This window comes from Bacillus sp. FSL R10-2201, from assembly GCF_038008665.1.
In the GTDB taxonomy this organism is placed as follows: domain Bacteria; phylum Bacillota; class Bacilli; order Bacillales; family Bacillaceae_G; genus Bacillus_A; species Bacillus_A mycoides.
This window is the reverse complement of record NZ_JBBOZP010000001.1, coordinates 886,793-899,325: the sequence shown is the minus strand read 5'-3', so window position 1 is coordinate 899,325 and position 12,533 is coordinate 886,793. Positions and strand designations below refer to the sequence as shown.

Genomic DNA, 12,533 nt, shown 5'->3' with positions numbered 1-12,533 from the left:
TTATGCCTTTTATAAACCTATTAGCTATTTTTAATCATAAATCTTAAACGTATTCCTAATAACACCAGAATTACACCTATAAATGGAAGGTAATCCGTATTATGCCCTGTAGCTGGAAGTTTTTGATTATTAGAACCGCCTTGTTCTTTTTCTGGTAAGTTAGGCTTTTCTACTTCTTCGCCTGGGCTTTCTGTTCCTTCACCTGGCTTTTCTATTCCTTCACCTGGTGTTTCTGTCTCTCCACCTGGTGTTTCTGTCTCTCCACCTGGTTTCTCTGGACCTTTTCCTGTTTCTTTTTCATTGGTAATTTGAAGCTTTATAACTTCTACTTTCTCATTAGAAATCGTAAATTCAATTCCCTTATCAGATAAATTATATCCTTCTGGAGCCTGGACTTCTTTTAAAACGTAATCTCCTGGTTCCAGTTTCTTCGAAGTTGCTTTACCATTTTTATCTGATGTTAATGTGTCTATTTTTATTCCGTCTTTCAGAATTTCAAACACTGCACCTTCTAATTTTTTATCTGTATCATTAGCATCTATCTTTGTAATTTCTACTCGACCTGTGATTTTTTCTTTCACTTTTTCATTCAATACTTCTTGTTTTGCTACTTCATTTGCTACAACATTTACTTTTACTGTAACTTCTACCGCTTTGTAGCCTTCTGGCGCTTTCGTTTCTTCTAACGTATACTTACCTGGCACTAAGTTTTCGAATGTCACAACACCATCTTTATTCGTTGTTTTCGCTTCTCCAACTACTTGACCATTTTCGTTTTTTAGTCTGAATTCTGCGCCTTCTAGAACTTTTCCACTCTCTGCATCCTTTTTGATTACTTGTAAGCTTCCTAGTTCTTTCGCATTTTCTACTTGTACTTGTACTACTTTGTTTGCTTCCACAACGACTTCAATTTCTTCTTTTAGTAATTTATATCCTTTTGGTGCTTTCGTTTCTTTTAACGTGTATTTTCCTGGTTCTAATTTTCCAGAGATGACTTTACCTGTTTTATCTGTTTGTAACATCTCTACTTTCTTACCATCTTTATACACTTCAAATTCTGCGTCTGATAAAAGCTTCGTTTTATCGTTTGCATCTACTTTTACGATTTCAAATTGACCAAGGCTCTTACTATTCGTTACTTTTACATCAACAACTTTTTCACCGTCGACTGTTACATGAATTACTTGTTTTGTTAACTCATAACCTTCTGGTGCTTTTGTTTCTTCTAACATATACTCACCCGGTACTAGTCCTTCTACTTTAACCGTTCCAGACTTATCTGTTGTAATTTTTTCTTTTACAACATTTCCTTTAGCATCTTTCAATGTAAATACTGCGCCTGCTAAACGTTCCACTTGATCTTTATCATCTGTTTTAATAATTTGTAGAGAGCCCAAGAGTTTTTCATTTTCTGCCTCTACTTTTACTACTTCTTTCTCATTTTGAATTGTTACTTTCCATTCTTTATTTGAAATCTTGTAACCTGCTGGTGCTTTCGTTTCTTTCACTGTGTATTCACCTAATGGTAATTTCGGTAACATCGCTTTTCCACTCTCATCAGTTTTCAACTCTGCTACCTTTTTACCATCTTTATACACAGTAAATTCTGCATCTGATAATAGCTTCGTTTTATCATTCGCATCTACTTTTACGATTTCAAATTGACCCAGAACTTTTTCGTTCATTACTTCCTGTTTTACTACTTCATTTGCTACAACATTTACTTCCACTTTTAATTCTACCGCTTTGTAGCCTTCTGGCGCTTTCGTTTCTTCTAGCGTATACTTACCTGGCACTAAGTTTTCGAATGTCACAACACCATCTTTATTTGTTGTTTTCGCTTCTCCAACTACTTGACCATTTTCGTTTTTCAGTCTGAATTCTGCGCCTTCTAGAACTTTTCCACTCTCTGCATCCTTTTTGATTACTTGTAAGCTTCCTAGTTCTTTCGCATTTTCTACTTGTACTTGTACTACTTTGTTTGCTTCCACAACGACTTCAATTTCTTCTTTTAGTAATTTATATCCTTTTGGTGCTTTCGTTTCTTTTAACGTGTATTTTCCTGGTTCTAATTTCTTAGAGATTACTTTACCTGTTCTATCTGTTCGTAATGTATCTATTTTTTCACCATCTTTATACACTTCAAACTCTGCGTCCGATAATAGCTTCGTTTTATCATTCGCATCTACTTTTACGATTTCAAATTGGCCTGTAGCTTTTTCAGCGATTTTTTTATTCAACACATCTACAGTCACTGTTTTATTAGCAGCTACATCAACACGAACTGAGCTAGATGATAGTTCATAACCTTTTGGTGCTTCAACTTCTTTTAATGTATATGTTCCAACTGGAAGTTGTTTTGATAAAGCTGCACCTTTACCATCTGTAATAATTGTTTCAACAACATTTCCATCTTTATCTATAACATCAAATTTTGCACCTGGTAGAAGTTGACCAGATTCACTATCTTTTTTCAACAATTTAAATTGACCATTCTCTACTTTTTTCGTATTCTTCATAACAATTTCAATTACGTTTGTACCATTAATTGTTACTTTTACTGGTGTATCAACTTTTATATATCCTTCTGGTGCACTTATTTCTTTTACAAAATAGTCACCAAGTGGTAAATCCTTGACTTCAGCAATACCCTTTTCATTCGTTGTAACAGTAGCTACAACATTATTGTCTTTGTCTATAACATCAAATTTTGCATCTTTTAAAACAATGTTTTCATCGTTTGCATCAACTTTTTTAATTTGTAAATTTCCTTTTTCAACTGATGGATTTTTCCATTTCGGCCAGTTAAATTTAAAATTGTGAACCTCAAACCCATCTCTTTGGTGTAATCCCCCAACATAGGCTTGTCCATTAATAGAACCACCCTTTGTCTCTACAACAGCATTTGGAGCAAATACACTTCCTACTACGCCATATCCTTTTGTTGATATTTTTGTAGCATTCGGAAACGCCCAAATTACTTTACTAGCTAACTCAGTAAAAGGTGAATTAGGATCATATGCTTGTGATGTATTAATTAAGTCTGTTGCCATCCCAGTATTTTTCGTATCGTACAAAATTGCACCGCTACCAAAATTCACTTCTTCTGCGTCTGAATAAATAACAATAAAGTCTTTGTTATTTACATTCGGAAGATAAACATCTTTTACATCAAATGTTTTCTTTCCTGTTAAGCCTGAAGAAACATAAATATTAGGATTGTTTACATCCTCTCCGATGCCAAAACTCATATTAGGTTTTGGTTTATCAGTATGTAATTGACTCGCATTTCCAATTACACCATCAACGTCTTTTCTAAATTCTTTGAACTTGGCATCAATCTCTGCTTGCTCTTTATAAGAGATACGGTCATAAGATGACTTCATTGCACCTTCTGGGTCACCATCTTTTGTCATCGCCACTGTTCCATCTTGAATGATTACTTGTCCTGCTCCCGCTTTCGTAAATTGACCACCTAGTAATAATGATGGATATCCTTCATCTTTCCATGTTGCTCCAGCTAAGTTGTTTGCTCCAGTTGCAGCCGCTACGACTGTATAACTTGATGCGTTCATGTTCTTTTGAACAGCCATCGCACCCTCAATATCCGCACTCGTTGCACTATGATCACCAAAAATGATTGCGTTATAATAAGATGTATCGCCTAAACCTTTTAATTCTGTTGTAGCTGCCTCCGCTTTATACGGTAAATGGATTAAAAAATTCATACATACTAACAATATAATTATAAAACTACTGCATATCTTTTTTACTTTTTGACTTAATGATTTCCTCAAGAAATTCATTCCCCCTTTTCAAATTTCAAAAACTTATAACAAGAAGTACATTTCAGATGTACTTAAAACCTATTCATACTAATTTACAAATAATCCATTTAAATAAAACAAAGAAGCTCTACAACTAATTGGCGAAACTACTACAATTCATTTTTGAGATAATACGTGAACTAAACTAACATGCTGAAGTGTTTTTACGTACGGGAGCTCAATAAAATTAACTCGAAGAATATTTCATGTGGTGTAACTATTTTGGCAACATCATCCACTCTACAACAGTTTTCTAAAGTATTCAAGTGAATTGTATGGATTACAGACACAATTCCTCGCCTGAAACGCTTTCATTTCTTATTGGAATATTGATTTAAACTTTTCAAATAAAGTCGACAAAAAAACGTAGCCAAAAAGCTACGTTTTTCTTTCATCGTTTCGGTGTATGTTTATGATTCTTTAAAAAAGGAAGCGGGAATTGCTTACGAAAATGCTCTTTAATCATGTACTCTACGCCGTTCTCAGTATTAGAACGTGTAATCCAGTCCGCCGCTTGCTTTAATTCTACAGGAGCGTTCCCCATCGCTACCCCAAGCCCAACATTTTCAATTACCTCTAAGTCTTCTACGCTATCTCCAATCGCAACCATTTCACTAAGGTTAATATTTAAATGCTCCCCAAGTAATTGTAAACCACGTAGTTTTGATACATTTTGAGGGAGAATTTCTATATGTCTTTCATCACACTCGACGTACTCTACATCTTGAAATGCCTTTTTTAACGTATTCATCCCTCTTTCTTTTTCACCTTTCGTATGGAAAACAATATCAATTTTTGGTGCAGCTACTGGATGATCACGCAGTGCATCCCCTAGCGAATCTACAAATTGAACCGGATAAAATAATGGATCTGCGCTTGATAATACAGTACGCGCAATTAAGTTTGGTGTATTTCTCTCACGATTCCCAATTGAATATCGTTCATGAGAAATGCGAACATTACAATCAAAATGCTCTAACACTTGCACAATATTAAAGGTTTTCTCTTCAGATAATCTCCTTTGAGCGAACGGCTTATCTAACGATGCTGAAACGAAAGCACCGCCATGCGTAACTAATATAGAATCTAATTTTAACGCCTTCGCTATTTTATGAGCAGATTGAAAATTACGATTCGTAAATAATGTAACGTATACATCTTTTCTTTTCACAAAGTCAATTGTTTCTCGTATCCCTTTTGCGATTTTTCCGTTGTTGTATAGTAGTGTCCCATCTATATTAAGAGCTAGTAAGCGATAAATCATGTCGCACTCCCCCTCTTCGCTGTTGTACTCTATCCATAATTTATGAAATAAATGTAGTAAATAGAACGAGTTAGAATTACTACTGAAAATTTGGTTTACTATATACATATACAACTGGCAAAGGAGATAGTACAATGCAGGCACCTCCTTCTTTTTATGAAGGCGATACGTTAGAGGTCGCAAAGAAGTTACTCGGACATAAACTCGTTCATATTGTAGACGGCATAAAGCGGAGCGGTTTTATTGTAGAAGTAGAAGCATACAAAGGTCCAGATGATAAGGCCGCTCATAGTTACGGAGGCAGACGGACTGATCGAACAGAAGTAATGTTCGGTGCACCCGGACATGCTTACGTATATTTAATTTACGGCATGTACCATTGCTTTAACGTAATTACAGCACCAATCGGCACCCCGCAAGGAGTTCTCATTCGTGCCCTTGAACCTGTAGATGGAATCGAAGACATGAAACTAGCGCGCTACAACAAAACTGACATTACGAAAGCTCAGTATAAAAACTTAACAAATGGCCCCGGAAAACTATGCCGCGCGCTCGGAATCACTTTAGAAGAGCGCGGCGTATCACTTCAAAGTGATACGTTACATATTGAGCTAGTTCCGGAAGAAGACCATTTATCATCCACACATAACATAATAGCTGGCCCTCGTATTAATATTGATTATGCAGAAGAAGCCGTTCACTATCCATGGCGGTTTTATTATGAAAAGCATCCGTTTGTTTCAAAATAAAGAAGCTATCCTATAAGTAAGTGAAACCAACTTATAGGATAGCTCTTTTTTCGTAATTCATCACACGTCGAAAAGCCGAAATCCGGGCTCGGATTTCGGTTTTGTTTCTATAAAAGAAACCGTTGTTCCTCCAACATTGCCAAATACAGCTCATCTCCAAAGAGAAAATCTTAAAAGCATTATTTTTTTAATGCATAATAATTATCCAAATTGAATTTCGACATAATGAAAGTTCCTGTTGGCGTTAAAAGTTGTGACATAGATTGTATGACCTGCGGTAATTTCGCTGGCTCAATAGGATGTGATAACAAAATGTACTGGAATTTTTCATCTGTAAATACCTCATGTAACTTGTCATACTCAGCAGAAGTTGTAGGAGCTACCCTATTTGCAAGAGCTGCTGCTTTTTCATTAATTTCTGCTCCAAATATGGAAACTGCCGGGTAACGCCTTTTCATTTCTAATAAAGTTGCACCACATCCAGCTCCTATATGAAGAATATTCACTTTATCAGGCGCAAATCGATCTACAATTGCTAGTAAATCATAATGAATGTATAAACTTTCACCATAAAACCCCCATTTTTCATACAATTTTATATTATTTTCATGTAAAACTACAGAAAATTTCATACTATCTTCTTTCCATGAGACACTTCCGTAGTGATGAATAAATGTATCTTTACATAAATACAGTTTATATCCTTTTTCAAACATTCTTAGTGACAAATCATCATCTTCATAATTCCCCGGTGTAAATCGTTCATCTAATAATCCAACTTCATCTAACACTGATTTTTTTATAAGCATACAGAATCCGATTAATTTCATACGTTCTTCCCATTTATTTTTATCACTTTGATTATATAAAGTTGCAAACTTCTGCATTCCTTCAATATCTTTATAAAAGGTTGGTATAGCAGTATAGTAAGCGGCATTATTAGTTATGGGCCCTACCGCTCCAGTATCCTTACTTTCATATAAACACCGAATTAAGTTGCTTAGCCAATTTTCAGTTACGACCACATCATTATTCAATAATAGAATATTGTCACCTTTTGCCTCTTTAATTCCCTGATTGCATCCCTTTGGAAAACCCATATTCTCCGCATTTTCCACTAGCATAATATCCGATTGTTTTTGTAACCATTCTACAGTACCATCTGTTGACGCGTTGTCCACAACTATTAACTCATACTCTTGTTCCACTGTATAAGTTCTAATACTTTGGATGCATTCTTTTGTATACTGTAATTGATTATGAGTCAATATAATTATACTTGTGAGCATGAATCAAACTCCTCTCAGCAGCCAAAATGATTATCTAGTATTATTAAATATTATTTTTCCGATAAACTATCAAAATATTTTCTATTATATTCAATGCTCGGATTATTAGGTATGAACAGTGCAGCTTGTTCGTTATGATAAATTGCCTTTTCATATTCTTTTATTCGATCATAACAAATACATAGTTGAATATGCGGCAACCATGTATGACACTCTTCTCGGACAAACGGCGAATCCTTTGGTCGTGGCCCGTCAATTGCTGCATGGTACCAATATATCGCTTTAGAATATTCCCCTTGTTGCAAAAATACACGTCCTAAGTGGCAACAAAGTTCTCCTCTAGGCGTGTCATACGTAAATGATTGCAAACAAGACTGTATAGATTTTTTTAAGTCCCCCAATTCTAAATAACATTCGGCTCTTTTTAAACATGCTTGAATGTTATCTTCAACCCAACCCTTTTCTTCATCTAAAAACCTAGAATACCCCTTAACAGCCTTATCAAATAATCTGTGATCCTTACATTCATTTGCATAATAGTACACATCGCGGGGGCTAAACTCTTTTCCACTCTCAAGATGTTTTTCATATATTTTCAAATTACGATTAGTATATGCTTTTTCCTTTTTATGACTTACCCCTACGTCACTATTTATAAGATTTCCATACACCTCTAAATATTCATGAACAAATCCATACCATTGAAAATTTTTACTTCTGTTGACTAATCGATATCTCCTTAAAGAATGTGTTGGATTTCCTTCTATATCAAAAGTTAAATAATATTTCATAGATACTGCATCCGTACTACGATCTAACGTATGTTTTAACTGCAACAATTTCTTTATATCTTCCGTATCTATTATGTCATCTGCGTCTAGCCAAAGAATATATTCTTTTGTAGCTTTAGAAAACGCAAAGTTTCGTGCCGCTGAAAAATCTTCAATCCATTGAAAATCATAAACTTTCGCGTCGTACTTCTTCACAATTTCTTTTGTAGCATCTGTGGAACCTGTATCTACAATAATAATTTCATCCACAACACTTTTAACCGATTCTAAGCATTTTGATATAGTTTGTTCTTCATCTTTTACAATCATGCATAAACTAATAGTAATGGAGTTTTCCATCATATCCCCCCTATCCTTTTGATGTATATGTTTGGAGAGAAATTTATATTTCTTTTGCTTCAAAATTGAGTTTTCATTTTACAAAAGAAACATAATGAGGCGGTGCAGTGAAATTGGATAGGGGAATTTCACTCGAAGATTGCAAATCAATGAAAAAAACCGAAGCCTGAACAAGACTTCGGTTCTTTATATAGAGAATACATAATTTCGATTCCTTTTTACTCCGCACCTTCCGCGGTCGCAATATCATTCTCTAAGTTTTCTCTTGATAATTCCGCCGCCATAAAATCAGCTGTTTCAGGAAGTGCTAAATGCATATGAGCTTTTTGACAAATTTGGATCGTACAGTTTTCTACAACATAGTCGAAAACATGTCCTCCCCCGCTTCTTTCATCATCAATATAATGTAAGTGGAAACCAGCTACACCAATACCTTGCGCATAATCTGGTGTCCAAAATCCAGCTAGCGTACCTTCTGTATCTTTAAACGAAAAAATCGGTTGTGATTTCGTCACTTCAACGAGCGGCGTATACGGTTTTTCTTGTCTTGGAACAGTTCTCGTTCTAACTTCACGGAACGTTCCATCCATTCGAATACCATAAAATAAGTTTTTACTTGGCATTAACTCATGTAATAATGCTTCCACTTCTTCACGATTCATCGGATGCTCTACCGTATAACTCATTTCTTTTTCAAAAAACGTTACAGTCGCAAAAGGTGTTGTTTCTTCCGGTTCTACTTTTTCCGCTGAACCGTCTGAACGTAAATGGTAAAACTCATTATCAAACGCAATCATTTCACCATCTAATTGATCAAATGTACCGATGCCAAAATCGCCACGTTCTTTCAGTTCCTCAAAGTTAATAACACCATCGTATATACCATCTAATAGCGCAAGCATTGTAGATGTTTGATATACTTCATTACTCATTTTCGTTCTTTTTGCATCAATATCAATTAATTGCGCAACAGTCATCTCACTCATGCCCCCATCAGTTTAATTGGTTTGGTAATAATTTTTCGCTTAATTTAATGTTGTCACGGTAGTCAATTGGAATATCAATAATGACAGGACCTTCTGCTTCTAACGCTTCTCTCAATACACCTTCTAATTCGTCTGGTGTATTGACACGAAGACCTATTGCTCCAAAACTTTCTGCATATTTCACAAGATCAACATCGCCAAACTCTGTAGCTGATGTTCTACCGTATTTCATCATTTGTTGGAACGCAACCATATCATATGTACCGTCTCTCCAAACGAGATGTACAACCGGTGCATTTAAACGTACCGCTGTTTCTAACTCCATCGAAGAGAATAAGAAACCACCATCACCTGACACTGAAACAACTTTTTTACCCGGCTCAACTAAAGTAGCAGCAATTGCCCAAGGAAGTGCAACACCTAACGTTTGCATACCGTTACTAAATAATAGTCTACGTGGTTCATAAGAACGGAAACATCTTGCCATCCAAATAGAATGGGAACCGATGTCACATGTAACGGTTGTATCGTCACTAATTAAAGAACGAAGTGTACGAATGACTTGAAGTGGATGCGTAACACCTTCTGAAGCACGATTTGGAACTTCTGCTTGCTCTGATAATTTCGAGCGTAATCGTTCTAAAACTGCTTCAGATTTCGTATTTAATACAAGCTTCGGTAATTTCTCCGCAATGCTATTTACAGTTAAAGCGATATCGCCAATTAATTCACGCTCTGGTTGGTAATCATGGTCGATATCTGCTTGGTGATCATCAAGGTGAATAATTGTTCTATCGCCAAGTTTATTCCAGAATTTCGGATCATACTCAATTGGGTCATAGCCGATAGATAAAACAAAATCCGCTTCTTCTAGTAAAATATCACCTGGTTGGTTACGGAATAATCCAACGCGGCCGAAGAAATGATCTTCTAACTCACGTGAAATTGCACCAGCTGCTTGATACGTTTCAACAACAGGAAGTTCTGTACCAGCAATTAACTCACGAACTGCTTTCGTTACTTCATTGGTGCTTGCTCTCATACCGAGTAAAATAACTGGTAATTTTGCTGATTTTATTTTTTCTACTACGTATTCAATATGATTTGTGGGAGCGATTCCAAGCTGTGGCTTAGAAAGCGCACCGATAGATTCTACTGTCGTTTCCGCAGTCATAACGTCTTGCGGAAGACTTACAAGTGTTGCTCCTGGATTTGTAGAAGTAGCACTTCGAAATGCATTAGTAAGTGCTTCTGGTACATTATCAGGATGCTCGACTTCTACGCTATATTTAGTGATTGGTTCGAATAATGCAGCATTATCCATAGATTGATGCGTACGTTTTAATCGATCTGTACGCGGAACTGCACCAGCTAAAGCAACAACGGGATCACTCTCCGCATTCGCAGTAACAAGACCTGTCGCTAAATTTGATGTCCCTGGTCCTGAAGTTACAAGACATACGCCCGGTTTCCCTGTTAATCTACCAATGGCAGCTGCCATAAATGCTGCATTTTGTTCATGACGACAAACAATTAACTCTGGTCCTCTTTCTTGCAGTACATCAAATACAGAATCAATCTTCGCTCCTGGAATACCGAAAACATGTGTAACACCTTGTTTAATTAAACAATCAACAACAAGATCTGCTCCTTTTGTTTTTGTTTTCACGTCGTTTGCTTTTACACCTGTACTCAAACTAATCATCCCTTTATTTCATAATGTGTGTAATAAAGATTTTTAATTTCACCTAGTTAATTAATGTGGTGAAGTATTATTTATCATTATATTACAAATGCATTATTTTTCCAACGATATGAATTTGACAGTTTTTTGACAACCTCTAAGGAATACGCTTACAACCCTTTGTTTATCCTAAAATAATATTTTTATATCTCCTCTAAAAATGCACGAAAAAATTCCATCTAATCACAGTATTAATAAGATTATAGTACCTTGCAAAGAACACTACTAAATGATATATTTGTAAATATTGGAATAACCAGTAATTGGAACGAACCTTATAATTCGTATCCCCCTTTTCAAAAGATAGGATTCTCAGCTGTAATTCATCATTTTATAAAGGAAAGTGATTGTTATGAACAAAAGTGAATTTTTGGAACAACTTAGTTCTTCCCTGCCGAATATGCCTAGTTTAGAAAAGAAAGATATTATTTCAGAGTATGAAACTCATTTTATCAGTGCTAAACAGGATGGGAAATCTGAAGAAGAAATTTCCAGGAAACTAGGAGACCCTAAAACTATTGCTAAAGAACTTAATGTTTCCTATGCAATACAAAACGCGGACAATAAACGAAGCTTCAAAAATATGATAACCGCACTATTTTCTGTTATGAGCTTAAGTTTTTTAAACTTTATATTTATCATTATCGCCTTTTTCTTATTACTCTTTCTATTACCGATTCTTCTAGCACTTATAATTGCCACTCCATTCTTAATCATTTCACCTATTTTATTAATAGGGTTAGGATTTTTTAACGGGTTTCATCAAATCAGTTATTCCAATGTCTATAATGTATTCATAGCTTTTTGCATCGGCTTACTCATATCCGTAATATCTTACCAAATGATAAAACATGTATACTCACTTTTAGTAAAGTATTTAAAATGGAATTTAGCCGTTTTACAAAGATACTAATGAATGAAAAAGGAGATTAAAATGAAGAAATATACTTTATATTCACTCATGTTACTTACAATTTTATTTCTATCAGCTTGTTCAAACAGTGCACAACCTAAGGAAGAAAACGATGTGCAATCTATTAAAGATGTAACGATAAAAATTCCAGAAACTATATTCACTTCCTCAAAAAAGAATGAAACGATTAACGAAAACGAAATGAAACAAAATATAAAAACTTATTTAGATTATAGCGGAGAGTTAGACGAAAACATCGTTCCACTTTCATCATCTATGTCTGACGAGAATGTCACGGAATCCGACCGAGAGAAATTAAAGCAACTAGTAGATTTAGCGCAACAAAATGATGCGAATTTCCATGATTTTATTAGTAACAATACGATCCCCAATGATTACAAACAGCCTTCGAAGGAAATTCATGATTTTATTTCAGCATCTACGGCACTTTCAGTAGAACTAGAGGACGAATTAGACAAACTCGCGCAAGATGGTAACTTATTCAAAACTGATTTTTCTTTTACAAAACGCTTTGAGAAAGTTAATGGTAGGAAGCAAAAAGAAATTGAAAAGTTTTTGAAAGAAAAAAATATTAGAACTGAGTATTTCAACAAGTAATTATATATGTAAA

At 35.1% G+C, this 12,533-nt stretch carries 9 protein-coding genes; 3 read left to right on the top strand and 6 right to left on the bottom strand.

The features are described 5' to 3' along the window. Positions 1-20: 20 nt before the first annotated feature. Both NSQ69_RS04585 and NSQ69_RS04580 read right to left on the bottom strand, forming a co-directional pair. Entirely contained in the window at positions 21-3,797 is a 3,777-nt protein-coding gene (locus NSQ69_RS04585; RefSeq protein ID WP_341098958.1) for an MSCRAMM family protein, read from the bottom strand. Between the two features lie 421 nt (positions 3,798-4,218). Continuing rightward, the gene (locus tag NSQ69_RS04580) at positions 4,219-5,091 is read right to left on the bottom strand and encodes a Cof-type HAD-IIB family hydrolase (protein ID WP_000640394.1); all 873 of its coding nucleotides are present in this window, start codon (positions 5,089-5,091) and stop codon (positions 4,219-4,221) included. 134 nt (positions 5,092-5,225) lie between these two features. Between NSQ69_RS04580 and NSQ69_RS04575 the strand changes: the two genes are divergently transcribed. Continuing rightward, complete coding sequence (locus tag NSQ69_RS04575) at positions 5,226-5,840, top strand: DNA-3-methyladenine glycosylase (RefSeq protein WP_103458479.1); 615 nt, start codon at positions 5,226-5,228, stop codon at positions 5,838-5,840. A 179-nt stretch (positions 5,841-6,019) separates the two neighbouring features. Here NSQ69_RS04575 and NSQ69_RS04570 read toward each other — a convergent pair whose 3' ends face one another. The 4 genes from NSQ69_RS04570 to alsS all read right to left on the bottom strand — a co-directional run bounded on the left by NSQ69_RS04570 (position 6,020) and on the right by alsS (position 10,941). Beyond that, a complete protein-coding gene (locus NSQ69_RS04570) occupies positions 6,020-7,129 on the bottom strand; it encodes a glycosyltransferase (RefSeq protein ID WP_087996581.1) in 1,110 nt (369 codons plus the stop codon). Positions 7,130-7,179: 50 nt separating this feature from the next. Beyond that, positions 7,180-8,259 (bottom strand): glycosyltransferase, encoded by a 1,080-nt coding sequence (locus NSQ69_RS04565; RefSeq protein WP_002125520.1) that lies wholly within the window; start codon positions 8,257-8,259, stop codon positions 7,180-7,182. 218 nt (positions 8,260-8,477) lie between these two features. Continuing rightward, positions 8,478-9,236, bottom strand: a complete 759-nt coding sequence (gene alsD, locus NSQ69_RS04560; RefSeq protein ID WP_002125519.1) for an alpha-acetolactate decarboxylase — start codon at positions 9,234-9,236, stop codon at positions 8,478-8,480. A 16-nt stretch (positions 9,237-9,252) separates the two neighbouring features. Further along, complete coding sequence (gene alsS / locus NSQ69_RS04555) at positions 9,253-10,941, bottom strand: acetolactate synthase AlsS (protein ID WP_002125517.1); 1,689 nt, start codon at positions 10,939-10,941, stop codon at positions 9,253-9,255. Positions 10,942-11,341: 400 nt separating this feature from the next. Between alsS and NSQ69_RS04550 the strand changes: the two genes are divergently transcribed. Both NSQ69_RS04550 and NSQ69_RS04545 read left to right on the top strand, forming a co-directional pair. Further along, positions 11,342-11,902 (top strand): HAAS signaling domain-containing protein, encoded by a 561-nt coding sequence (locus NSQ69_RS04550; RefSeq protein WP_002125515.1) that lies wholly within the window; start codon positions 11,342-11,344, stop codon positions 11,900-11,902. A gap of 21 nt (positions 11,903-11,923) precedes the next feature. After that, positions 11,924-12,520 (top strand): NDxxF motif lipoprotein, encoded by a 597-nt coding sequence (locus NSQ69_RS04545; protein ID WP_033729794.1) that lies wholly within the window; start codon positions 11,924-11,926, stop codon positions 12,518-12,520. Positions 12,521-12,533 lie beyond the last annotated feature (13 nt).